The 24,516-nt window shown below is 51.5% G+C and carries 15 protein-coding genes and 1 tRNA gene; 6 read left to right on the forward strand and 10 right to left on the reverse strand.

Going from position 1 to position 24,516, the window contains the following annotated elements; genetic code table 11:
- Nucleotides 1–25: 25 nt before the first annotated feature.
- Nucleotides 26–1,597, reverse strand: coding sequence for an ABC transporter substrate-binding protein (locus tag AC6I8D_RS02340; protein WP_497819587.1), 1,572 nt, complete (start codon nt 1,595–1,597; stop codon nt 26–28).
- A gap of 703 nt (nt 1,598–2,300) precedes the next feature.
- Between AC6I8D_RS02340 and AC6I8D_RS02345 the strand changes: the two genes are divergently transcribed.
- Genes AC6I8D_RS02345 through AC6I8D_RS02355 form a run of 3 tightly spaced genes read left to right on the forward strand, consistent with a single transcriptional unit; the run spans nt 2,301 to nt 6,103 of the window.
- Complete coding sequence (locus AC6I8D_RS02345; RefSeq protein WP_031375812.1) at nt 2,301–3,029, forward strand: gluconate 2-dehydrogenase subunit 3 family protein; 729 nt, start codon at nt 2,301–2,303, stop codon at nt 3,027–3,029.
- 37 nt (nt 3,030–3,066) lie between these two features.
- Nucleotides 3,067–4,836 carry a GMC family oxidoreductase gene (locus AC6I8D_RS02350; RefSeq protein ID WP_031375811.1) on the forward strand — a complete coding sequence of 590 codons (1,770 nt, stop codon included), beginning with the start codon at nt 3,067–3,069 and terminating at the stop codon, nt 4,834–4,836.
- Between the two features lie 4 nt (nt 4,837–4,840).
- On the forward strand, nt 4,841–6,103 hold the full coding sequence (locus AC6I8D_RS02355; RefSeq protein WP_497819588.1) for a c-type cytochrome: 1,263 nt from the start codon (nt 4,841–4,843) through the stop codon (nt 6,101–6,103).
- A 70-nt stretch (nt 6,104–6,173) separates the two neighbouring features.
- Here the strand turns inward: AC6I8D_RS02355 and AC6I8D_RS02360 are convergent, their stop codons facing one another.
- The 3 genes from AC6I8D_RS02360 to AC6I8D_RS02370 all read right to left on the reverse strand — a co-directional run bounded on the left by AC6I8D_RS02360 (nt 6,174) and on the right by AC6I8D_RS02370 (nt 8,165).
- On the reverse strand, nt 6,174–6,842 hold the full coding sequence (locus AC6I8D_RS02360) for a MarC family NAAT transporter (RefSeq protein WP_312055240.1): 669 nt from the start codon (nt 6,840–6,842) through the stop codon (nt 6,174–6,176).
- A 21-nt stretch (nt 6,843–6,863) separates the two neighbouring features.
- Nucleotides 6,864–7,499: a hypothetical protein gene (locus AC6I8D_RS02365; protein WP_312055239.1), complete on the reverse strand. Its 636-nt coding sequence runs from the start codon at nt 7,497–7,499 to the stop codon at nt 6,864–6,866.
- 156 nt (nt 7,500–7,655) lie between these two features.
- On the reverse strand, nt 7,656–8,165 hold the full coding sequence (locus AC6I8D_RS02370) for a YjjA family protein (RefSeq protein WP_497819589.1): 510 nt from the start codon (nt 8,163–8,165) through the stop codon (nt 7,656–7,658).
- A 561-nt stretch (nt 8,166–8,726) separates the two neighbouring features.
- On the opposite strand from AC6I8D_RS02370, the gene AC6I8D_RS02375 reads away from it, so the two are divergent.
- The 3 genes from AC6I8D_RS02375 to AC6I8D_RS02385 all read left to right on the forward strand — a co-directional run bounded on the left by AC6I8D_RS02375 (nt 8,727) and on the right by AC6I8D_RS02385 (nt 10,683).
- Complete coding sequence (locus tag AC6I8D_RS02375; protein WP_497819590.1) at nt 8,727–9,125, forward strand: DUF2382 domain-containing protein; 399 nt, start codon at nt 8,727–8,729, stop codon at nt 9,123–9,125.
- A gap of 28 nt (nt 9,126–9,153) precedes the next feature.
- Nucleotides 9,154–10,182, forward strand: a complete 1,029-nt coding sequence (locus tag AC6I8D_RS02380) for a YsnF/AvaK domain-containing protein (RefSeq protein ID WP_497819591.1) — start codon at nt 9,154–9,156, stop codon at nt 10,180–10,182.
- Nucleotides 10,183–10,598: 416 nt separating this feature from the next.
- Nucleotides 10,599–10,683 (forward strand) — tRNA-Leu (locus AC6I8D_RS02385).
- A gap of 402 nt (nt 10,684–11,085) precedes the next feature.
- Here AC6I8D_RS02385 and brxL read toward each other — a convergent pair.
- From brxL to brxA, 6 genes are all read right to left on the reverse strand, one after another.
- A complete protein-coding gene (gene brxL / locus AC6I8D_RS02390; protein WP_497819592.1) occupies nt 11,086–13,170 on the reverse strand; it encodes a protease Lon-related BREX system protein BrxL in 2,085 nt (694 codons plus the stop codon).
- 10 nt (nt 13,171–13,180) lie between these two features.
- Entirely contained in the window at nt 13,181–15,778 is a 2,598-nt protein-coding gene (pglZ, locus tag AC6I8D_RS02395; RefSeq protein WP_497819593.1) for a BREX-1 system phosphatase PglZ type A, read from the reverse strand.
- A gap of 190 nt (nt 15,779–15,968) precedes the next feature.
- Nucleotides 15,969–19,595, reverse strand: a complete 3,627-nt coding sequence (gene pglX / locus AC6I8D_RS02400) for a BREX-1 system adenine-specific DNA-methyltransferase PglX (RefSeq protein ID WP_497819594.1) — start codon at nt 19,593–19,595, stop codon at nt 15,969–15,971.
- A 45-nt stretch (nt 19,596–19,640) separates the two neighbouring features.
- Nucleotides 19,641–23,282, reverse strand: a complete 3,642-nt coding sequence (gene brxC, locus AC6I8D_RS02405; RefSeq protein ID WP_497819595.1) for a BREX system P-loop protein BrxC — start codon at nt 23,280–23,282, stop codon at nt 19,641–19,643.
- An 11-nt stretch (nt 23,283–23,293) separates the two neighbouring features.
- Complete coding sequence (brxB, locus tag AC6I8D_RS02410) at nt 23,294–23,896, reverse strand: BREX-1 system protein BrxB (protein ID WP_224266702.1); 603 nt, start codon at nt 23,894–23,896, stop codon at nt 23,294–23,296.
- Nucleotides 23,893–24,495 carry a BREX-1 system protein BrxA gene (brxA, locus tag AC6I8D_RS02415; RefSeq protein WP_497820641.1) on the reverse strand — a complete coding sequence of 201 codons (603 nt, stop codon included), beginning with the start codon at nt 24,493–24,495 and terminating at the stop codon, nt 23,893–23,895. Before brxA ends, brxB begins: the two co-directional genes overlap by 4 nt.
- Nucleotides 24,496–24,516: the final 21 nt, after the last annotated feature.

Here is a 24,516-nt window from a genome sequence, read left to right on the forward strand (position 1 = left end):
TTGCTCCGCAGCGCAACGGAGCCGGTTACTTCTGCACTTCTTCGAAATTGAGCAGGCTGACACCGATGCCCTGCTGCACGTTGCGGATGTTGCTGCGCACCGCCACCTGAGTGGCGCCCTGCAACATCACCACAAACGGCGACTGCTGCTGCACCTGGGTTTGCAACTGCACGTAGCGGCTGCGGCGTTTGACCGCATCGCTCTCACCGGCTGCGGCGCGGGTGGCCGCGCTCAGTTCAGGAATGGTCCAGCCGACGCGCCACGCCAGGGTTTTGCCGCCGCCCGGCACGTTATAGGCAAAGGTGCTGGCGTTGGTATTAGGATCGACGTAGTCCGCGCCCCAGTAAGAGAAGATCGCCTGGAAGTCACGGCTGCGCATTTTGCTCCACAGCTCCGATTCCGCCACCGGCTGGATATCCAGATTCACCTCCGCCTTCGCGAAGCTGGCCTGCAACGCCTGCGCCACGTCGATATACGGCGGCTGATTGACCACCGTCAGGGCAATGTGGGTGCCAGGCCTGATGCCGGCCTGTTGCAGAATCGACCGGGCTTTGTTCAGATCGTAATGGAACGGCGTGCGGGTAATCGCGCCATCAAAGCCCTCCGGCAGGAAGCTCTGATGAATGCGGTATTGCCCCTTTAACAGCTGATTCGCCAGACTGTCATAATCGACCAGCCAGCGTGCTGCCTGCCATAACGCCGGATTGGCCAGCGCCGGTTGCTGTGGGCTTTGGGTATTAAAGCCGAGGTAGTAAATCAGGCTGGAGGGGAAGGCATCGACCCGGACATCCTTCACGCCTTTTACGGCAGCGATCTGATCCGGCCCGAGCTGGTAGGCGACATCCACATCCCCCTGCTGGATCAGCAGGCGGCGGGTTCCCGGTTCGGCGACGCCTTTCAGCAGCACCCGCTTCAGATGCGGCTGTTGCGTACTGTACTGATTGGCTTCCAGCACCAGCGCCTGCAGCGGCACAAACTGTTTGATGGCATAGGCGGCACTGCCGGCGGAATGCGTTTTCAGCCAGCCATTGCCGTAGTCGTTGTTGGCAGCATGCTGTTGCGCCAGTTTGCTGTCGACCAGCGACGCCACCGGCGCGGTGAGCAGCCGCAGCGCCAGATCGCTGCCGATTTGTGCCGGCCAGCGCAGCTCAAGCTGGTGGTCGTTAATCACCGTAAACTGCTGGTCGATATTGTCCGGCGTCCAGCCAAACTCGCCCAGAATAAACGAGGGCGCTTTATTCAGCTTCACCGCGCGGGTTAACGAAAACACCACATCCTGGGCGGTCAGCGGATTGCCGCTGGCGAAATGGGCTTGCGGATTGAGATCGAATACCAGGCTATGCGGGGTATTGCCCGGCTGCCAGCGACTGGCCGCCAGCGGAGATAACTGCTGCGGATCCTGATGATTCGGTTCCAGCAGTGTTTGATAAATGTTACGCAGGCTGCTGGTGCTGATGGTTTCAAAACTTTCGGCCGGGTCAAAGCTGATAATGCCATCGAGCGGCACCGCAATCACCAGCGTATCGGCGGGCGTGGCGGCGTGCACCGGGTGAACCAGCGCCACTGCGGTCAGCAGTGACAGGAGCGTTTTGCGCATAAAAGGATATCCTGAGTCGTTGATTCACCTACTCTATCTGGCGCGGTAAAAACTCAAAATGCCGGTTTGTTCTGAGCTTTGCACAATTATTGCCACGCCAGCTCGGGCATATGTCCAAATAACGATAATGACCTGCCGTGATTATTCTGGCGTAATTTTGTCCATTATTTAAATCATCCGGCTTACGCGCTGCCGATCACAATTTGCGCATGCGCTGATTGTCTGGCAATGAAAGTAAATATAATGTTGCCAATGAGAATAATTCTCTTGTATGGAAGTATGATATTTTTTTATCGGTTATTTGGCGTGATGATGACCAACCGAAAATAATAGCCGGTCGTTACGCGGTAAAAACCCGCGATTACCCGACAATTGTGTGGTTTTAGTATAAATTTCCTCGATCTAAAACTTTTACCTGCCTGTAACCTAAACGCAACACCATGATAAATTTTCACTAAAACACATTTTAAATTCAATTTTTACATTCAGACACATTTATATCCCTAAGATTGCCAGGTTATTAACCGATATGTTCCGTTATTCACATAAAAATTATTATACCCAACTCGTAGGTTCTGCAGGCGTCTGTGCTGTGCGCGTTAATTCTCTGAAGTGACTGGTGACCTGCCAGCCGCTCGCGCTGCCAGCCTTTCTGTTGCATAGCGTATCAGTCGGGTATTTAGCAGATGAGAGTCGTGCGGATATGCTGTTACAAAAACCCACCACCAGGCGTAAATTTTTGCTGGGCTCATTACTGGCGCTGCCATTAAGTGAGCTGGTCTTTAAAGGTATTACTGCTGCGCAGGCCGCAGAGATGGCCGCCCCGGAATTAGCTGACTATAAACCGATCTTTTTCTCTGCCGATGAATGGCAGTTTATCCTTGCGGCCACCGATCGTTTGATTCCGGCGGGCGGCAAAGGTAAAGCGCCAGGCGCGCTGGAAACCAACGTGCCGATCTTTATCGATCAGCAGCTGCACAGCGAAGAGTTTGGCAGCGAAATCTACCTGCAGGGCCCGTTCAACACCCAGGCGCCCGCCACCATGGGCTATCAGATCCCGTTCCGTCCGCAACAGATGTATCAGACCAGTATCCGGCTGATTAATCAGTGGTCGCAGAGCACTCACCAGAAAGCGTTCCATGCGCTGACGCTGGAAGAGAAAGATGCGGTGCTGACTCAGGTAAATAAAAACGGCATCGACTTTGCGGCACTGGGCGAACCCAATCTGAAGGCGTCTCAGTTCTTCAGCCAGCTGCTTTCCGATACCAAGCACGGCTACCTCGCGGACCCGATGTACGGCGGCAATAAAGGCATGAAAGCCTGGATCGCTATCGGCTTCCCGGGCGCGCGTGCCAGCTTCACCGAATGGGTGAAACAGCACAACGTTCCGTATCCGCTGGGTCCGGTCAGTGTTAAAGGCGAGCGCGCGTAAGACGCATTCCGAATAAGGGTTTTGAAACAGGATTATCATGGCACAGGTTACTAAAAAAGAAGTCGACGTCGTCGTCTGCGGCCTCGGCTGGGCCGGCTCGCTGATGAGCATCGAACTGGCACTGGCAGGACTTGAAGTGCGCGCACTGGAGCGCGGCGGCGATCGTGATTACGACGAGTTCGCCTATCCAAAACCGGCGGATGAATACGCCTACGCGGTGCGCAACAAAGTGTTCGCCACCCCGGCAGAAGTGGCGGTTACCGTCCGCTACAACAGCAGCCAGACGGCGCTGCCAACCCGTAAATGGGGCGCGTTTGCACCCGGCACCGGCGTTGGCGGTTCCGGCCTGCACTGGACGGCAGTGCTGATCCGTCCGACACCGACCGATATCAAACTGAAGACCTATGTCGATGAGGCTTACAAGCCGGGCATTCTGCAGGATGATATGCGGGTGATGGACTTCCCGTTCAGCTGGGAAGAGATCGAGCCTTACTACTATAAATTCGAACTGATTTGCGGCCAGTCGGGCAACACCGGCAACCTGCGCGGCCAGATCCTCGAAGGCGGCGATCCGTTTGAAGGTCCGCGTTCGGAGCCTTATCCGCTGCCGGCGCTGGATGACACGCTGAACAACGTGATGTTTAAAGAAGCGGCGAAAAAGCTCGGTTACCATCCGTTCCCGAACCCGTCAGCCTGCGTGTCACGCGCGTGGAAAAACCCGTACGGCAACCAGATCGCGCCGTGCAACTACTGCGGCTACTGCAGTAAATATCCGTGCCTCAACTACTCCAAAGCCTCGCCACAAACCGCGGTAATGGATTCGCTGAAGCGTATGCCGAACTTCTCTTACGAAGTGAACGCGGAAGTGATCAAGGTAGTGCTGAACGATGATAAGAAAACCGCCAAAGGGGTGATCTACATCGATGCACAGGGCAACGAGTGCTTCCAGCCAGCCAAAATTGTGGTGCTGAGCAGCTTCCAGCTCTACAACGTGCGCCTGATGCTGCTGTCCGGCATCGGCAAACCGTACAACCCAATCACCGAAGAAGGTGTGGTAGGGCGTAACTACGCCTTCCTGTCGAACGGCGGCGCGACCCTGTTCTTCAAAGATAAAAACTTCAACCCGTACGCCACCGCAGGCGCGACCGGCCAGATGTTTAACGATATCTCGCCAGGCAACTTTGATGGTCCTTCGCTCGGCTTCCTTGGTGGCGCGAAGATCCACAGCTCACAGGCGACCGGCACCCCGATCAGCACCGCGCTGCCAAAAGGCACGCCAACCTGGGGCCTGGGTTACAAAGAGGGGCTGGAAGAGTGGTACGGTCATTCGATGAAGATCAGCATCACCACCACCTGCCAGTCTTACCGCGATATCTATCTGGATCTCGATCCGAACTACAACGATCACCGTGGCCTGCCGCTGCTGCGCATGACCTTCAACTGGAAAGAGAATGAGTTGAAGCTGCAGCAGCACCTGAAAGGCATCGTCGGCAACATCGCCAAAGAGCTGAATCCGGACAGCATGAGCATGAGCTTCCTGCCGATGGGCGCGGACTTTGACCTGACCAAATATGTCTCTACCCACAACGTGGGCGGTGCGGTAATGGGCGATAACCCGAAAACCTCGGCGCTGAACAAGTATCTGCAGAGCTGGGACGTGCATAACGTGTTTGTGCCGGGCGGCAACGCCTTCCCGCAGAACTTCCAGGCGAACCCGACCGATACCATCGGCGCCATTACGCTGATGGCGGCACAGGCGATCAAAGATCAGTATCTGAAAAATCCCGGCCCACTGGTACAGGCATAAGCGCATGAAAAAGCTGAAACTGACATCCTTTTTATTCGCCAACGCAGTGCTGTTGGCCAGCGGTTTTGCCCTGCCAGCGCAGGCTGAAGATGAGGCGCAACTGATCAAGCAGGGTGAATATCTCTCCCGGCTGGGCGATTGCATGGCGTGCCACTCGTTACCTGGCAAACCGGATTATTCGGGCGGGCTGGCGATTGAGTCCAATCTTGGCACCATCTTCTCCACCAACATCACGCCGGATAAAAGCCACGGTATCGGCAACTACAGCGAACAGCAGTTCTCTGATGCGGTGCGTAAAGGGGTATTACCGGACGGATCGCGGCTCTATCCGGCAATGCCATACCCGGATTACGCCAAAATCAGCGATGCCGATATGCACGCGCTGTATGTCTACTTTATGAAAGGCGTCCAGCCGAGCGCGGAACAGTCGCCGGAAACCAAACTGAGCTTCCCGTTCAGCCAGCGCTGGGGCATGCGCTTCTGGAACTGGACGTTCACCTCAGATAAACCGTTCCAGCCGATTGGTGGCGCTTCTGCCGAGATCAATCGCGGCGCTTACATCGTCGAAAGTCTGGGTCACTGCGGCAGCTGTCATACGCCGCGCGGTCTGGGCATGAACGAGAAAGCGCTGGATAGCGGCGACGACAAATTCCTGGCGGGCGGTAGCCTGAATAACTGGGATGTGCCGTCACTGCGCGGTCTGCCGCGCTGGAGCGAGCAGGAAGTGGTGGATTACCTGCAGACCGGCCGCAACGATAAAGCCGCGGTCGGCGGTGAGATGACTTCGGTGGTTGAGCACAGCAGTTCGCACATGACCGACGCCGATCTGAAAGCGATTGCCGCCTACCTGAAATTCCTCGGCGGCAACCCGCCGCTGCAGGCCTACGACGTTAAGGCCCAGCAGGCAACAGAAGCGAAGCTGACCGCGGCGAAGAACCTGAGCGAAGGCGAGCGTCTCTATCTGGACAACTGTGGCGCCTGCCACTTTGTTACCGGCAAGGGCGCAGCAGGGATCTTCCCGGAGCTGGATCAGGCGACGATCGTGAATGCTAAAGATCCAACCGGATTGATCCACACCATCCTGGCCGGTGCGCAGCAGCCTTCGACCGCGAAAGCGCCGTCGAAACTGGCGATGCCAGGCTTTGGTCAGCGTCTGAGTGATGATGAGGTGGCGCAGCTGGCAACCTTTATCCGTCAGGGCTGGAGCAACAATGCGCCAGCAGTGAGCAAAGATCAGGTCGCTGAAGTGCGGAAAACGCTGAAGTAAAAACGCTGAAGTGAAAACGCTGAAGTGAAAATGAAAAGGGTGCCCCGCAACGGGCACCCTTTATTGTTGTTCAGTGGAAAGTGCGTACCACTTCCAGCACGCCATTAATCACGAACTGCACGCCCATGCAGACCAGCAAAAATCCCATCAACCGCGAGATCGCCTCAATGCCGCTTTTGCCGACGATTCTCATGATCGCCCCGGAACTGCGCAGCGAAACCCATAAAATCAGGCTCACCAGCAGAAAGGTCAGCACCGGCGCGGTATTCACCACCCAGACCGGAAAATCGATGCCGCTTCTCACCGTCGAGGCGGAAGAGATGATCATCGCAATGGTGCCCGGTCCGGCGGTGCTCGGCATAGCCAGCGGCACAAAAGCGATATTGACCGGCTCTTTGGCGTGATCCAGCTCATCCTGCTTCTGCTTTGCTTCCACCGACTGACCGGCCGGTTTCACCGGGAACAGCATCCGAAAACCAATAAACGCCACGATTAACCCGCCGGCAATCCGCAGGCCAGGGATCGAGATGCCGAAGGTATCCAGCACCGCGTTGCCGGCATACCACGCCACCATCATGATGGCGAAGACGTAGATTGAGGCCTGTCTGGACTGGCGGTTGCGCTCCTCAAAGTTCATCTCACCCGCCAGGCCAAGAAACAGCGCCACGGTGGTGAGCGGATTGGCGAGCGGCAACAGCACCACCAGCCCCAGACTGACCGCTTTGATTAACTCCAGCATGTTAAAGCCATCCGTGAGTGATTAGTGTTTCGGGCGCTCCAGCGCTTCGATTAATTCCGGGAAGAAATCCTGCAAAATTTCCGGCGTCATCAGTTCCGGGTACTGCATCAGATGTTCGCGGATACGTTCGTTGACGTCCGGCAGCAGGCGCTGGGCGGCGGCGCTGGCGGTGATTTTGTGTTTCTTCATCGCGCGCAGCAGATCAGACGGCAGCGAATCTTCATCATCCGCATCGTCGATCATCTCCAGCGCATCCAGCTCGTCAAACATCTCCATCAGCGCTTCGGTTTGCGGCGTGCGTGACTCATATTCACGCGGATGTTCATCTTCGAGGAAGCGCAGCATGGCGCGCATCGGGGTGCCGTCTGGCGTGGCCGGTGGCTCGGCGGCAAACCAGCTCAGCAGCTGGTGCATGGTGATCTGGTGGACGCGGAAGCCGCTGTCGACCAGCTCATCGGCCAGCAGCTCGGCGGTTTCATTTTCAATCAGACAGATATGAGTGCGGTTTGGCTCGTACTGATCCAGCCACTGGTAGATCTCTTCAATCACGCCATCGTCATACTCGAATTTTTTGGTGAAATAGCTGTCGTCCTGGTCGTGAACGCAGGCCTGAATCCGATCGGGGTCGAAGTAAAGTGCGATGTTGATGCCTTTCATGCGTGCTGTCCTGTAGAAATCAAAACAACACTATAGCGCTCAACGTGCGGATAAGGGAGTGTCGGGGTTCACAGCGTGAAGCGCAGAGAGGAGTGGACCGGCTAATGCTCCCCACTTTGTCGATTCAAGCGGGGAGACAGCGGCGCTGCGGCTTTATCAGGAGATAAAGTTTTTGCCCTGTTTTAAGACCACGTCACAGGCTTTGGTTTTCAGCTTCTCGCCCATCGGCGAGCTGCTCAGGCTCTGCAGATTGAGCTGCTGGCCGTTGCCGGTATTCAGCAGACCCGCCACACCCTGGGTGTAGTCAGTCTTCTGTTCCTGCGCGGTGGTGGTGTTCAGACCGAGTTTGCTCAGCACCTGATCTTTAACCGACTGCACATTGTTTTTCACCACGTTGTGCTCGACGCAATACTGCATCACGCCCGCCGCGTTGGTCATGCTGTTAGCGCTGACCGCTTTGTCGCCACCGTTCAGCAACCCGGTCAGGGAAGAGAGTGACAGACCGCCATTCTGCTGGGTGGTGCCGGAGGTGTTACCGTTGTTCTGCTGGCTGAGCTGCGATGCTGCACTGCTCAGTTGATCCTGCCAGCTGGCGGCTGATGCACTGCCCGCCACCAGAAGTGCCGCTAATCCCCATCCCCACGCACTGCGTTGTGCTTGTTTCATCTCAACCTCTGTCTGTAATTGTATGGCTTCTTCAGCCTTGCTAAGAGCCGCTGGCGAGGAGAAAGTTCCTGAATTTATCCATTAATAAGGCCTTTGGGAATATTCTGTAATTGCTGGGTAAATAGAAGTTTCGCACAGGAATGGGTTATTTATCTGCCAGTTTTGCTGGCTTGGATAATATGATTTCACGCTCTGTAATATTTTTTAATATCTATTTATATTGCTGTTATCTTTCGCCGGATTATTCCTGGTTAACGTAAATTTTACCGCTGGGCTTAAATATTTATATTTACGCTGAATGCTTTTGCTGGGTTATTGTTTTTGGTGAAGGCTGATTGCAGGCAACATCCTGTTTTTATGGTTATTTTCATCTTTTATCTGATGTCATAGACTGGCAGGGAAGGCGGTTAAATAACCCGATCGGCACGCCATTATTAGCACTTTTACTGCAATCAATGTTTTATTCCGCCTTGCGAAATCCGTGAGAGTGTTCATGCTTAATCACTGTGTCAGGCAGTTGTGGCGATTATTTAAAATTCTTGAGTTAACGGGAGAGAATATATGGCGGGGCAGCCAGAACACAATAATGATGCTGAGGTAACGCTGAAGCTCGCTGAAGAGCAGATAGCGCTGACAAAGCAAACCGTTGTCGATGGACATGTCCGCGTAACCCGTTCCACAACCGAGCATGACGAGGTGATCAGTACACTGCTTAACCGGGAGAAGGTTGAGGTTGAGCATGTAGCGAAAGCACAACGCGTCGAGACGATGCCCGAAATCAGGGAAGAGAACGGTGTACTGATTGTCCCGGTAGTAGTAGAAGAAGAGATTGAAGTAGTCAGAAGACTGGTGCTTAAAGAGGAGATTCACATCCGAAAAGTGCAGGAGAGCGTTCCTTTTCAGGATGTGGTTACCCGACGTGAGCAGCAGGTGAAAGTAGAGAGAGACGACGATCGGTAATAAACAGCTAACAAGAGAGGAATCTATCATGGCACAAGAAAAAATCGTAACACTGTTCGATTCTGCGATTCAGGCAGAGGCCGCGAAAAGAAATCTCGTGAAAGCAGGCTTTTCTGATCGGGACATCAGTCTTATCAGTGGAGAACGTTTGCAGCAGGAAGGCCAGTCAATTAAGCACCCGAGTATCTGGCAGCGCCTGTTTGGCCACACCGTCGATAAAGAGCAGGCGGATGTCTACACCAGAGCGATGGATAAAGGCGGCGTGGTACTGACGCTGCGTACCGAAGAAGAGAAGCTGGCGCGTGCCATGACCATTCTGCACTCGCATGACTCGGTGGATGTGCCATCGCGGATGCAAAGCACCGTTGATAACGGCGCACCTGCAGCAGGTATTAATCCGACTGCCGGTAAGCAGTTTGCCGGAGAGACCAACGATCGTTTGGTTAGCGATCAACAGGCTGAGCCACGACGCACCTCACTGACCGGTGATGAGAGCGAAGAAGACATTCTGCGTCTGGCCGAAGAACAGATTGAAGTCGGTAAGCGTCTGGTGAGTGAAGGTTCAACCCGGGTCCGCCGCTACACCGTGACGGATCAGGTCTCTGAAGATATCTCGCTGCACGAGCAGCACGCTGACATCTTCCGTCGTTCGGTGAATGAACCGGCGCTGGCAGGTGAAGTGGACTGGTCAGAGAAAACCGTCGAAGTGGCTGAAACCCACGAGCAGCCGGTGATTAACAAAACGACCCATGTGAAAGAAGAAGTGGTGGTGCGTACTGACGGCAGTGAACGTACCGAGACCATTAATGACACAGTACGTCGTCAGGAAGTGGACATCGACCATGCGCGGGCTGGACTGGATAACGAACTGTCACCAACCGGAACGGCAGGGGTGAAACCCGCTACCGCAGCAGGTGTAGGCACGCAGTCGCCAGGCGTAGCCACCGAGCGCGATCACAAAGCCGGCCTGACTGAGAAGGTGAGTGAGAAAGCCAGCGAAGCGAAAGACAAGGTTGAGAATAAGCTGAAACAGCGTGATTACGACCATTCGCATTGAGGTGCTCATCCTGTCAACAATGAGTGCTAACGGGCATCGCTGATGCCCAATGCTGAGCATGCAGAAGGGGTCAACTGTGAGGTTGGCTCTTTTGTTTTGGGTGTTGACCGGGGATTGAGAACGGGGTCCGGGAGCAGGGCTGGTGCGACTTTCTCGTATGGAGAATGTCGGAGAAGAATTACTCAGATGTGTGAGCAAGGGGAATGTGACGGGAGCGGTTTCAGTATGATTTAGCGTTGATGGGACGGGACAGTGCTGTTCAGCGAGCAGACCATCTCGCCGGCCGACGTCTGACCGCGCGGGCCATGCTACGCTACGCTGTTTTTTTCGCCGCTTAATGCACATCCCGGATGAATAGTGTTGCGCATGGTGGCCGTAACGGTATAATCCCCAACGTTTTCCGCATCCTCTTCAGTGCCGAAGTGGCGAAATCGGTAGACGCAGTTGATTCAAAATCAACCATCGAAAGATGTGCCGGTTCGAGTCCGGCCTTCGGCACCAATAGAATGCAATCAAGTCACCTAAGGGTGGCTTTTTTTGTTTCTGGGGTTTGATAAGTGCCGGGCTTTATGCTGTTTCTAAGATAAGTTTATATCAAGCTGCTTGTGAGTTCAGAACCGAATTTATATGCAGAATCAAGAATAGTTGTATGCTTACGCATACGCATACGCATACGCATACGCATACGAACGTATTTATTTTTGCTCTTACAGATATCAAATTGCATTCTGCAAAAGCAGAGTCAAGAAATATAGGATTTCTTGATTTGTAATAAAGAGAGTCGTCTTCAGCTTTGCAGGTAAGGAGCCCCAATGGTGTTAGCGGTTAATTCTGAAAAATAAAACTTCGAATATATCCAGCATTCATTTCACCGCGGAGCGTGTGAACCACTCCGCGGTATATTCAGTTTACTCCTAATGCCTTATAAACCGCATCTACAGGTTCAGAGTAAAAACTGACCTGGAATTTGGTAAACAACTCGGCTGGCACAGTCGGAATATCTACTGCGGAAGACATCGGCAGAAGTACCTTTTTCGCGCCGCTGTCGAAGGCGAGTTGTAAGCTAGCCGCCAGATCCTGAACAGGGTTGATTACTCCACCGAGCGTCATGCTACCTAAGACGACTATTTGTTCCTGAACGGGTTTCGCCAGTAAAACGGAACAAAGGGCAATAAGTGCCGCCAGACTGGTCGCGGTACTTGGTCCAGTATTATGCAATTCGACTACGTGCAGGTGGTACTCATGTTCAGAAAATTTTGCTGTTGCGCTAACGCGGCTGAGGTTGCCTTTGAAATAGTCAAATCCAACCCGGATAGCTTCCTTTGCCGAGGTGCTTGATCCCAGACCGGAAACGCTATGCTTACCATTGCCTGCGGTCATCTGAGTTTCGAAGCGGTACAGACCCGTCATGCCACTTTCCGCTTGCGTCACTAAATGCACTACGCCTGGCTTTGGCATGCCAGCAGGAATTAATTCGCTGCCGCCCTGTTCTGGCACGCTGACGAAGAATTCTTCCAGCGTCTCGTTATCGATGTAGCTGAAATTCACATCGAAGAACTCCAGACCGCCCAGCTTTTTAAGCTGTTCTTTGACTCGACGACGGGCTTCCATGGCGTAGGTCAGGCAAACACGGACATCTTCTTTACTGTAAGAACCATTGGGATGAAGAAGTTTCAATAGACCAGAAACCGTGCGCCTTACCGCGATAACATCTCGCTGGTTGAGGTTATTACCCAGCTTATAGAACTTATCAATCGCATCGGAGAAGCTGCGTTTGCGCATTTCCCGCATGTATTCGGCGAGATAATCTGTGATAAGGCCGTAGCGGTTGGTAAAGAATTCCGGGCGCATTTTCGGGATTTCCCAGCCGGGTATATAGGCATGGAAGCGGTCGAAAAACGCCGTGTCGATCATCGCGGCAGGGAAGGGGGCTAACAGATGGCTGGTTTTGACTAACGTCTCAACGCTCTGATTGATGTTGCCGACGAACACCATCGACGCTTTGCCTTCAATCGAATCTCTGCCGCGTGAAAACGAGCCAGACGCCATGTAATCCTTCATGATTTGCACGCCGTCTTTGTCTTTGAAAGTGATCCCTGCCACTTCATCAAACGCGACCACATCCCACATACCGACCAGGCCAATCTGGCGGCTGGCCATGTTGTAAAACAGGTTTGCTACCGTGGTTTGTCCGCCGGAAACTAGCAGTGAGTTTGGCGAACACTCTTTATAGACGTGGCTTTTACCGGTACCGCGTGGGCCCAGTTCGCAGACGTTATAGTTATTTTCCACGAAAGGGATCATGCGGGTGATCAGGTGCCATTTAGTTCGCTGCTCAATGTTGGCCGGTTCCATACCCACGGAACGTAGCAGGACATCAATCCACTGGTCGCGGTTGAAGTGCGTACGTGCGGTAAATACCTCTTCCATGTCCATATTGGGCATCTGGATAGGTTTAAGCGTCATCAGAGAGAAAGGGGACGTCTTCTGTCCTTCCTCAAAGAAGTAGTTCACGGTGATCATGCACCAGATGCCACCGGTCAACAGCTTCTCGTTGTCCTTGACCATCTGCGGTGGAACCAATGCATCTTTAATGCCGAGGTTGGAGAGCTGGGCTTCGTAAACGTCTTTCTTCTGATTGAGCTTTACCGATACTTTATCAATGATCTTGTAGGATCCCCGCTCACGAATGAGCGATTTCACCTTCTCCGCTTCATCAGGGCGGACGTAGTTATCAGCCAGAATGCGCTTAACGTTCTGCAACCCTTGCTCGACGATCTGGTCATCGTCGGAAGCGCAGTACATACCGAGCAGATACTCCAGCACATAGACCGGGACGTTAGCCCCTTCCTTGAGCTGCTTGGTCAGATCTTTACGCACTACCCGACCGCGAAAATGCTGATTCAGTAAGGCGTCCAGATCGTAACCTTCTGCGACGAGTTCCCCTTCGGAGACGGCTGGAACGGGTAAGTCATGATGGGTTTGCATATCGCCTCACTTAAAAGAAATCATCCTGAAATGCCAGATCGATAATCACAGGGTACTTCTGGTAACCCGTTTCTGTTTGTGCATCTTCCAGTATCAGCCAGTACTCATTACGGCGATTGAAATTCGCGCCAATCAGCTTCAGCGTAACGTCACGCACGCGTTTTTCCATTGTGTTGTTATCGCTGTCAAAGCAGATTCGCTCTTTACCGGATACCACATTATTGGCGTTGTCGACGATGAAGATATTCAGGGTACGCGGTTCGTATAACTCACCTACCGGATGGGTTTGCAGCAGGCTGACTTTATCAATGTTATTGACGAGTTTGATCAGCGGATGGTAGTTCACGATGTCTACCGGACGACGCTGAGGTTGCTTTTCTGCAGCGGTTTTCTGCAGCGCTTTCACCTGCAATACGGGAACACAGACTTCCTGAAGCATGGCACCACCGTGGACAAACCGCGCTCCACCTGAGAAATGGAAACGCTGGATCCCTTTCGGAATCAGGAACTCGCTGCTATCGCTGACGCCTGCGGTATCCGTCACTTTTCCTTTCCAGCAAAAATCATCGGCAGGGAGCTGATGACCGATAATAAAGCGTTTATGGTTTTTAATCGTATTGTCTGGCTTGATCTGCAGCGTGGTTTTATCCTGCTCGGAAAGGGGCTGCTGCTGGAACAGGAAACCATGGTCCGCCGTGACGATAATGCGTGTACCATGAAGACGGTTTATTACACGGGTCACTAAATCCTTCAGTTCAACCACCGCGTTGCGGCACGCTTCGAAGGTCTTCTCTTCCGTAGATGCGCTGTCACCCATGGCATCAATGGTGTTATGCCAGATATAGACGACTTCGTAATCGCGAATAAGATCCCGTCCTTCCTGATTTTTCCATTTCAGCAGAACGTCCGATTTTACTGCCATCCCTTTATATTTCTTCAGAATGGAATCGCGATTAGGCGTACCTGAGGTAGACAGCCCGTCTGCATAAACGATATCGCCATTACCCGGTTGGTAGCACATCTCGTCATGTGGCAGCAATGCCGCCATTCCCAGCTGGGTATAGCTGGGTAACACGCCTAATTGGGAACGCAGTTCGGCAGTAAAGCGCTTCTCGGTATTGATCTGGTTGCCCAGCTCTTCTGCCACTTCATAACGCAGCGCATCGGAGATAATCACGAACACACGCTTGATTTGTGGATTGTTAAACTGTGGCTTAACCACCTCATTGTAGAAGTTCTGCTGCCGTGGAACGCCCGCGATACGCCACTCCTGCATACGGTTTTCGGCTTCCAGAACCTTATTCCAGCTCCGGCTTAATTCTGCCAGGTACCAGTTGGAATACAGCGCTTCGATATAGTCATCCAGGCTTTTCAGGATCATTGCGCCTTTGCTGTGAACCAACAGCGCGTATTCGTTAAACAGGCGGTAGGCTTGGTCAAAGCGGAACAGCTCTTCGCAGTACGCTTTCCAGAACGTTGCGCTGTCCTGATAGTGGAAACCATCAATATGACGATTGCGCAGATTCAGCAGCCGCTCAGCCTGACGAAGTGCATCATAAATAGCGTAGTATTCCTGACGCGTCTGGCACCAGTATTTGCTCTGGCGTACAGACAGAAGCTTCTTGAAGGCTTCACGGTCAAGCGTGGTGCTCTCTTCCAGAAGCTGCGTCACCAGCGCATGAATAATGGTCTGTTCAATGCTCAGTGTGGTTTCGCACTCGTGCAGATCATATGGCGAGCTGAGACGATACTGGTCTTCTGGTCGCAGCGCATCTTGCATCTGTTGTGCGCAGTAATCATAGGCTTCTTTGTAGCGACGGTCGGCACGCCAGGTGACCATAAAGGCCAGCGCGGATGCTTTGCCTGACGGCGTGGTCAGCACGTTTTTTTCCAGCCATTCGCGTTTCTGCGGATCAGCCTGCGCGGAAAGATCGGTACAGAACAGCTTGAGGATCAGGTTCTCCAGAGAAGGCTGTTCGGCCTGGTAGCCCATTTCCTGATTCAGAGTGTCCCACAGAACGCCTTCCAGGTCGTGGCGTTTCAGCATTGCCAGCGTGTTTTCCAGGTCGCTGTCGTCATCTTTTTGCTGATGAACGTATTGGGTAATCAGGCTGAACAGAATCTCTTCCGTTTTTGCGGTTTTTACGCCAGCGATGACCGCAACCATCTTCTTATCAAGAGAAGCTTCGTTTTCCTGCTCAGTGACCAGGCCTTTTAAGGCAGCAAGACGTTTAGTGCTGAAAAATGCCTTCCGGCGTTGAATATGCTCGCGTAGGCCAAGCTGCGGAATGCCTAACATATTCAGCGTGATGGCGGCGAAATCGGCATGGAACTCCGTACTATAAAGACGAATATCCAGCAGCCAGTCGAACTCTTTGGGAGGAACATCGTGGGGGAACCATAGCAAAAACTGCTGTTCAGGCTCATCAATTTCAATGCGCTTTTTAACCGCCAGCTGCGACTGGTCGGACATGTCGAGCAGCGTGACGTTCTCCAGTTCGAGATTACCCAGCTCTTCGAGGAAACGCTTATCGGGATCGTGCCAGAAAACGATGCGATGATCGGCGAATTTTGCTTTAAGGCCGGCAATAAATTCCTGATTTTGCAAGCTCACAATCCCATGTTGATTCGGTAGATTCGAAGATGTCTGAACGCCTGGAAACCGTGTTCCGCGTTCTGACACAAGGACGCATTTTATCATGAACTGGAGGTGACGGATGCCTGAATAAGGCCAGTTTCCCGTATCGAGATCACCACCGGGCTAAAGCCCGGTGGTGTGGGAAGGAATGCTATCTGACTTACATCACCTCAGGCGCATTGCCGGTAATGGCTTTTACATGTGCCAGCAGATCGCCAAATTTACCGTAGTTAACCTTAACGCCGTCGTCGAGATCAATACTGATTCTCATATCAGCATAGTGACGCAGGCGATCGTCGAAGCTGCGCAGTTCGTTGAATTTCGTGCTCAGATTGTCGCGATCGCGCTTCAAACGGGTGGCTTCGCCGCCGGAGGCACCATCGACCTGTTCGTTCAGGCGATCGATATTGGCCTGGTAGCGTGCCAGCAGCGGCACCACATATTCGGTACGCATTCTCGCCAGCGTCGCGTCGTTGTAGCGATGCAGATAGACCAGGCACTCGAACGCTTTCTCTTTACCGGAGCTGAACAGCCAGTAGATCGGGCGCTTTTTATACATCTTCAGATGATCTTTCCAGAACCGGGTGGAAAGATAGCGACGGATGGTATCCAGCGCAGATTCGCCTTTTTTAGGACTGATCGCGTATAAACAGAGACTTTCGGCGATAAATTCGAGATTTTCCTGCAAATGTTCTTCGCCCCAGACGGTGCGGACAAACTCTTTGATGCGAGAGGTGACGTCATCGTCAAACCATTCGTCATCCATCAGCGGCAGGATGCCGTCATTGTCCGCAGGGAAGGTTTTGTATGCGCCTTCAGCGACAAGTTCGGCAAATCCTTTGTTGCCTTCATGGGCGTAGACTAGGCCTTCGCGATCGAGGGAGTAGCGTCCCATTTGGCAGCCGATGATGAATGACAATAATTCTGTTAATACATCACATTGTAAACGATTATCTTTATCTATCAGTTCACCGTTATATCTATAGTGTTTGTTAGAAAATAGAGTTATATTCGATAGTTGAACTTCTGGTGAAATTTCCTCTTCCAAATAATATGCCTTAATCAATAATGTATTTATTTCTTCTTCAGCCTTCTTGACATTCAAAATTTCATTTTCTTCCAGCGTTCTTTGGGCGTGATAAGCGTATCTTAAGTCTAATCCTTTTGTGTTTATTAGGCTGGGTGCTTTGAAGTCAATAGATATTTCTTTTTTATCCCAATCATTTTTTGTTATTGAAATTAATTTCTTGGTGTTCTGTATCAAGATGTCCTTCGGGCATGAGGATGGTAATGGAAATGTTCTAACATCCTTCACTTGAATATCAATCGTAGGGTTTAGTATAGGGAATATTTTATGCGCCACATTAGAGTTTAGTGCAGATAGACAAAATAATAATATATTTTCATCTTTAATAAAAACAGATGAACCTACCATATCAAAAGTGGCATCACTTGGTAAGATACGGAATGCAGGAGGTGTATTCATTGATGATACTCGACTCCATGTAATTCCGGTCTCATACCATAATTCTTCAGGAATTATTCTACATCTTGCATCTTTCCTATAATGTGTTCTTGCTTCGTCGGACCAATCAACAACTGTATCAATATTCCCGTACCATTTTCTAAACTCTCCGCCTTTTGCGTACTGAAACCATTTTTTCTCTATACCTACTGATTCAGACTTTACTTCCCAGTGAAGTCTTGTGTATAACTCATTATCAGCAGTTTTGTTCTGCCCATTAGATATTGAATTGTTGCCAATATTCTGATGTGAAAAAAGGCTTCTTATTTTTGTACTAACCCAGTAAGCAATAGGTGAGCCAGGAACTCTTTTTAGTTCATCTTGTGTTATGCCATTGAAACGATTTTTTTTATCTATTAAAGCGGATTTTTTTTGTTCTTCATTTCCATTGATTAAACGGTAAAATACGGGGTGATATTGTTTGGTATGTTTATTATTGATAACCCATGCAGTGGTCTGTACTACCTCTCCAGAAATCTCTCCAAATGCTCTTGCCCCCAGATGTGCCATCGTAATAAAGGTTTTATTGTCTAAGAGCCAGCCGCGTAGTGTTTCGTAGCTGGATAAAAACATCCATGACTGCATATTCACTTGTGCATTAAATCCATTTTCTTTAAGCAAAGAAAATGCATGCTGCATAAACATTGCAAACAAATCAGACTTACTGTCCGGGAAATTATTTTTGGCAAACCCTTTCAATTCACCATTCATTCCCTTGCCACCCATATACGGCGGATTCGCCACTACCGCATCATACCGCTGCGCCAGGATCCATGCTTGTTGAATATACGGAATAAATGCTTTCGCTGCCGTTTTCTGCTGGAAATCTCCTTCCTGCTCCAGGCGATACAGCGCATCGAGAAACGCCTTCAACTCCGCTTCTTCCTCCTGCGGAACCTGAATCAGCGAGCCCAGCGTTTTGGCGTTCACAAAGCGTTTCAGCGTGCGCATCAGCAGCTGATATTCCGCGCTGTCGGTATGGGCTAATGCGGTACTTTCGGCAAACATATCTCCCATGCTGCCGGTCTGGTCCTGCTGGTGGAAGTTCAGCTGCTGCCACAGCTTAGCAATATCCAGATGCAGGCTTTCCTGCAGGGAAACAATATTCAGGCGCACGTCGCGGGTGAATATCCGGCGGTCATCCTGACGGGCCATCATTAATAATGCAAAGCCGGAAAGCTGGGCAGCACGGTCGTCAATGTCGAGACCAAAAATATTATTTTCCAGAATCAGCTGTGGAATATCACGGGCGCGATAGCCGCGCTCTTCGTAGATATTTTTCAGCACGTTATAGGCTTCAATCAGAATATGCCCTGAGCCGCAGGCCGGGTCGAGCACCTTAATGCTTTCCGGTTCAATGCTGGCAGGCGTAATGGCTGCCAGTTGTGCCTGCACTTCTGGCGTCTGTTCGGCTGGCTCAATGTAGTAGTCCATTTTGCTTTTCAGCGGCGAGTCTGGGTAGGTGTGCAACCACTGGCGGCCGACGGAGTTTTGCACCAGATACTGTACAATCCAGTTTGGGGTAAACAGCTGGGTGGCGGCAGGAATATCTTCGCTCTTTACCACCTTACCGATAACGGCATCTTTTTTCTCAGAAATATAGAACTGATACAGCCAGCCGATAACCTCAACTTCTTGCCAGTCTTCTTCCGGAATACCGTCCACCAGACCGCGCAGAATCGAGTCAGTACGGGTCAGGTTATCCGGCAGTAGAAGTTCAGCTTCATCGTCGACCGCTTCAAACAGGAACGGCATCGCGCGGTGCAGGGCGTGGCACTGGGCCAGCAGCAGGTCACGGTAGATGGCTTCGTCCTGGTTACCGGACAGCTTCATTTCGACCAGCTGTGCCTTTTTCTCCGGCAGTAGCGCTTCCGCCACTTCCGGCACATGGTCCAGCACTTCAAAGCCGGTTGGATTATCCGGGTGCGAGAGCATGCGGAAACCGTGGTCAAGATAACCCTGGATCTCCATATAGCGAATGGCGCACAGGCGGTTGAACCAGGTGTAGGCACAGTGCTCAACCAGCACGTCAAAGCCCTGCTCGCGGGCGCGTTTTACCAGGTGATCGCGGCGGGTGAGGGTGGACTTGGGGTAGTCGAACTGACCATAGCGCACGGTTTCGCCGACGATCTCGGCATCAGCAATCTGCAAAGTGCCTTTTTTATCGACGGAAATCCCCAACGTGGTCAGCTTCTGGATCACCGCATCGCGGAACTGGTTACGGGCCTGTGGAGCGTATTTTTTGATGTTATTGGTATTCATAGAAAATCCTGCAAAGGGCAGCAGAGCGCTGCCCTGAAATGGGGGTTACTGAAGACGAATCCGGTCACCTGCCTCAATGGCTGTCAGTAGCGCAGAGCGAAGCTTATCAAGCGCTTTTTCCACCTGCTCGGCGGTTTCCAGCACTTCACTACCGGTGGCTTTACGCATCTCGCTGGCGACATTCACCAGATGCGTTTTTTTCGGTACCGGTTGGATTACGGGCTTTTCTACCACAACATAGGTCTGTTGTGACTCTGCCGCATGTTTAGCTTCACTCGTTGCCCGAAGTTGGGCTTCCTGTTTTTTACGCAGCTCGTCGATCCACTGATTAATCTTCTTCTCGGCATCCGTTTGCAGCGCCATTGTCTCTTGCTGTTCCGCCAGAATTTCCGGGATCGACTGGCTGACCTCGGCACGTTTTCTGGCTTTTTGCATCGGCAGCAGAACGCTGTTTTGTAGCTCTGACGTGGAGTGCGCTTCCTGCAAGCGTTGGCGACTCTCTTCGATACGGGCGTCAATACGCTCCAGGGCGTGCTGGCGGTGTTGTTCGACTAACTGATGGTTGACGTTTTGGACCTGTTCAATCAGCGGCGTGATGCGATTGAGGTGCTTATAAGGCTCCGGCATCTGCCAGATGCTTTCCAGCTCACCCAGCGCTTTTACCGCCACGGCGTCTTTTTCCAGCGCGCTGCGGTTGGATTTAAAGCTGCCATTCAGTGCAGCCCCCAGCTTTTGCCAGGTGGCGAACTGCTTGCGGTAGAAATCGACCAAATCTTCACGATCTTCACTGAAATCCAGAAGCTCATTGGCCTGACTGGTGACTTTCTCAATCAGGGCAAAATCTTCTTTTTCGCTGAGAATGGAATTCAGCAGGCGCAGGCCTGACTCAATCTCTTCTTTTCCTGGATTGTTTCCACCTTCCGCTTTCGCTCTGAAGACATTCAGCTCTTGCTTCCAGTCGTCGAAGACCTGACGGATATGTTCGACCAGTGCGGGTTCTTCACGTTCGCTAAACGGCTGTTGGGCAATCTCCGCCATGGTTTGTGCGGCTTTGCGAATTTGTGATTCGTCGTGACGACGAATTTTGTGCAGACGTAGCTCGCTGTGGCGACGGCTGTTATTGAACAGCTCCCAAACTTGCTTACGCTCGATATTGTTATTCTGCTGGCTAAAGCTGAATTTGCCTTTACGTGCCAGGCGAGCAACCAACAGCTTCACTTCTTCTTCTGGCCATCCATAAGGTCGACGAGCAAAGTGGTTCAGGACATCGCGTAAATAGACCGGTTTATTGTACTCGATGTTCATACTGACCCAGGTTTCCACTTCCCGCATCGCCTCGGGATTAGATTCCTCCAGCTCGCCAAGATCCAGCTCTGTATCATTCTCTACTGTAAGCAGCGCATGGATTTCACGTGCGATATCGCCGTTGAACGGCTTCAGCATTTTTAGCTTGGCAAACGTGTTTTCAATCACATAGCGGCAGGCTTCATCCACGATGCTGGATGGCGTCGAAGATTTCTTCGGTAAACGCTCGCCAATCGCCCAGACGTCTGCTTCGGCAATAAGCGACTCTAGCTGGACGCGCAGCATTTTTTCGCGAACGCTGTTCTCGCGGGCTTTTTCTGAAAGCAGGCTGGCCTGTTCCGGGCGTTGTCCGGCGTTGTCCTTGAGGAATTTTTCGGTCTGAACGACTAAATCAATGTCGGTCCAGGTGCGCCCCTCCTCTGGGAGGCGAATCAAAATACAGCCATCACCTTCCGAAGTATAAGGACGGCAGGCGGCATCGCTGTTATAGAACGTATAGGTCGGATCTTTGGGGGTAAGAATTTTTACCACCAGATCGTTAAGCATTGCGCCGTCTAACGGGTGTCCGTTCAGGAAGCGGCTGATGTCGAAGTCCTGCTTATTTGCCGGATAGCGATATTTGCGGTTTTTCAGAATGTCATCAAAGATGATCGAAGCCAGTTTTTTGTTGATCGCAGAGAAGTCGACTTCAACATTGCGGATCTCGTTCTCGATCTCTTTTTCTTCGTTGGTCAGGAACACGTATTTGTCTTCGACACGAGCAATCAACATTTCCCGTTCCAGCTTGTTCAGGCTTGTTTCAACGCGACGGCGCAGATCGACTTTATCAGCATCGATTTTATCAATGGAAAGGGTGACCAGATTATCGAGTGTACTTTTCAGCACATCGACATAGCGGATCAGGAACAGCGTTTTCAATAAGTTGCCATCGAACTCATCAAGAATGCCATTCTGACAGGCCTGAGTGATGGTGCGGCTGACGGCCGGTTCCAGGAAGCTCTCAATCGCGGCATAAAAACGCCAGAACGGCACCAGAGAATCCAGACCTTGCGGGGCGATTTGCTGCGCCGCAGTCTGGAATGCTTCTAACTGTGAGCGTTCACCCATGGCTAACTGTTTACCGGCGGCACCTTTGGTCCGAATAGACTCAAAAACTTTCTGCAGAATTTGGTAGTGCCACGGGACAAACGGGTAGTTATCAATAAATTCTTCTTCGCTGGTGTAGGGGCGCAAAGAAGCGGTGGTTGTAGGATCAAAGGCAAGCTGGTTGCGCAGAATGTCGCCTTTTTCCTGCCAGACTTTCGCCAGCGCGGGTTTTGCAGTATCGGTTTTCACCAGCAAACGTTTTTGGATAACTTCGGATGTGTTGGAGCTTGAAAGCTGTAAACGGGTAGAGAAACGGCCCTGAATTTTAGAGAAGTCTTGTCCATCGCGGCTGCTCATCCCACCGATGGCCGCATTGATATCTGCCTGGGAGGTAACAATAACCCATGCGCGTCCACCGCAGATCACACCCAGGTTTTCAGTGATAGTCTGTAGCTTTAGCATCATCTGCGTATTTTTACCGATGAACTGACCGACCTCATCCACCATGAAGAGGATGTTTTTGCCGTTTTCATCCAGCCACTCTTTGACCCATTGGCAAAAATTATTGATATCTAATGGGAAGTTCTTATCCAGCTGTTCCACCCATTGACGCGAGGCGTCAACGCTTTGGCCGGTGGCCTGGCTTAGTGCTTCTGCCATTTCATCGCTGATGAAATAGTAGGAATCGCGCTCTTTTTCCCAACTTGACTCAGTGATAGTGGCGAATGCAGTTTTAAACGCTTCGTATTGTCCGCGTTTAGCCAGTTCACGCTCCAGATGGGCGATGTGCGGAAAATCAGCGCAGTAGCCAACCCGTTCGTTAAACACCTTCAGGAAGACTTTAAGGATGGCGTCTTCTTTGTCATCGACGTTAGCACGAGAATCAATATTGAACAGAATCACTTCCGTTGGATGATGGACCGCTTTGTTGATATCAGCGAGGAACAGAGCATCTTTGATTTTGTCTTCAAAGAAGGCGTATGCATTACGTTCCGTACCGTTATGGCTGACTTTGCGGTTAGACAACAGATACGACAGGATCTTGATAAAGTGCGACTTACCAGAGCCAAAGAACCCTGAAACCCATACGCCAATTTTGTTTTCCATGCGTACGCGCTCCGGACCGGTTGCCGGAACATAAGATTCGAAGAAATGGCGAAGATGTCCTTCCAGTTCACGGGTGATGACGTATTCATCAAGCTCAATCCAGGCACTGGCATCGTCCGTCTGTTCGGCTTTCACAACGCCATTGATGTTTCGGTCCAGACGTTTCTCAAAGATCTGTTCAATATTCATTGCTGTGCTCTTTAACGAGGATTCAATGTCGCCGCAGGCCCGCTTTCGGGTACCAGCCTGAAGGCGCGATAATAATTTCGGGAATCAATACCCGCTAGGGGAGAGAGATCGTGTCCGCTATAGGTTCCTGGATAAAACATCAACAGAGGGGTAAAACCCATCACGTCCTGCAAGGCGCTCATCAGCTCATGGCCACGAACCAGCGGCCAGGCATTCCCCAGCCCTGTCAGAATGACAAATTCCTGATTTTGAAGATCGACTTTTTTTGCTATGTAATCCGCGATCTTTTTCTGATTCAATAAGCCAACGAGTTGTTTTTTCAGCGCTTCGGTACCTACTTTCACTTCCTGCTGACAAACACGCTCAAATAACCCACGTTCAGTGAGCATGTCGACGATGATCTGAAAGATGTTGAGGTGCGCGAACTTGTGGTCCTTTTCCAGATTACGCAACAGATACTTCAGGTGTTCACGCACCTGAAGCTCATTCTGAGCAGGATAATCAAAAATCCAGAACCCAATCTCATTACCGGAGCCGTTGTTTTTGAGAAAGCGCTCTTCGCTAATGCGGCTCTGAACCTGTGACAGGCGGTATTCAAGCACGGGATCGATCACCGTTGCCCCTCCAGAATAGAAACCAATTCCTGTTGCCCGAGGCGCTGCAAGGTCGCCTGAGTTTCTGGTAAAAGAAAGACTGACTGGAGATTACGTCGGCGTGGCGTATCCAGATAACCTGCCTCAGCCAGTGCTTTAACCAGGTTGTTACCCATTTTTTTGATGGATGAATCTGAGTAACTAGTGAGTACGGGCTGCTGGCGAAGATGGTTAGCCACAAACTTATCCCAGCTATCCATAGGCAGCTTTTCTTTAAACTGTCTACGCAGGTCGTTCACCACTTCAGCTAGGAAGCCTTTAACAACCGGTGAATGGAGGACCAGAGCGACAAACAGTAATTGCTGACGTTCACGCTCGCTCCCTTCCGCAATAAGTGACCATGCCGTTTTATCAAGCGTATTCAGGCGTAGTCTTATCGTCGTGGCATAACGCTTCGCTGTATTGGCTGAGGAGGCTTGTAGAATGTTATAACCCACGATCTGCTCTTGCCAGGTCTGTTCATCGGGATTGGTAAGCATAAGCTCAGCGATGATTCGACTTTCCCTGCTCATCAGTGGCCCGCCTAGCAGGTCTCCAATCCATGCCTTGTCGTTTTTCATCGTCATATCTACCCTCTGAAG

This window comes from Pantoea sp. X-Soil-MYKO-1785 (assembly GCF_059730675.1).

Bases quoted from the DNA above. Each gene is read 5' to 3' on its own strand.
- pglX (WP_497819594.1), bottom strand. From the start codon at position 19,595: ATGAATACCAATAACATCAAAAAATACGCTCCACAGGCCCGTAACCAG.
- AC6I8D_RS02350 (WP_031375811.1), top strand. From the start codon at position 3,067: ATGGCACAGGTTACTAAAAAAGAAGTCGACGTCGTCGTCTGCGGCCTC.
- AC6I8D_RS02375 (WP_497819590.1), top strand. From the start codon at position 8,727: ATGGCGGGGCAGCCAGAACACAATAATGATGCTGAGGTAACGCTGAAG.
- AC6I8D_RS02365 (WP_312055239.1), bottom strand. From the start codon at position 7,499: ATGAAAGGCATCAACATCGCACTTTACTTCGACCCCGATCGGATTCAG.
- AC6I8D_RS02340 (WP_497819587.1), bottom strand. From the start codon at position 1,597: ATGCGCAAAACGCTCCTGTCACTGCTGACCGCAGTGGCGCTGGTTCAC.
- AC6I8D_RS02370 (WP_497819589.1), bottom strand. From the start codon at position 8,165: ATGAAACAAGCACAACGCAGTGCGTGGGGATGGGGATTAGCGGCACTT.
- AC6I8D_RS02355 (WP_497819588.1), top strand. From the start codon at position 4,841: ATGAAAAAGCTGAAACTGACATCCTTTTTATTCGCCAACGCAGTGCTG.
- AC6I8D_RS02360 (WP_312055240.1), bottom strand. From the start codon at position 6,842: ATGCTGGAGTTAATCAAAGCGGTCAGTCTGGGGCTGGTGGTGCTGTTG.
- AC6I8D_RS02345 (WP_031375812.1), top strand. From the start codon at position 2,301: ATGCTGTTACAAAAACCCACCACCAGGCGTAAATTTTTGCTGGGCTCA.
- brxL (WP_497819592.1), bottom strand. From the start codon at position 13,170: ATGCAAACCCATCATGACTTACCCGTTCCAGCCGTCTCCGAAGGGGAA.
- AC6I8D_RS02380 (WP_497819591.1), top strand. From the start codon at position 9,154: ATGGCACAAGAAAAAATCGTAACACTGTTCGATTCTGCGATTCAGGCA.
- brxC (WP_497819595.1), bottom strand. From the start codon at position 23,282: ATGAATATTGAACAGATCTTTGAGAAACGTCTGGACCGAAACATCAAT.
- brxA (WP_497820641.1), bottom strand. From the start codon at position 24,495: ATGAAAAACGACAAGGCATGGATTGGAGACCTGCTAGGCGGGCCACTG.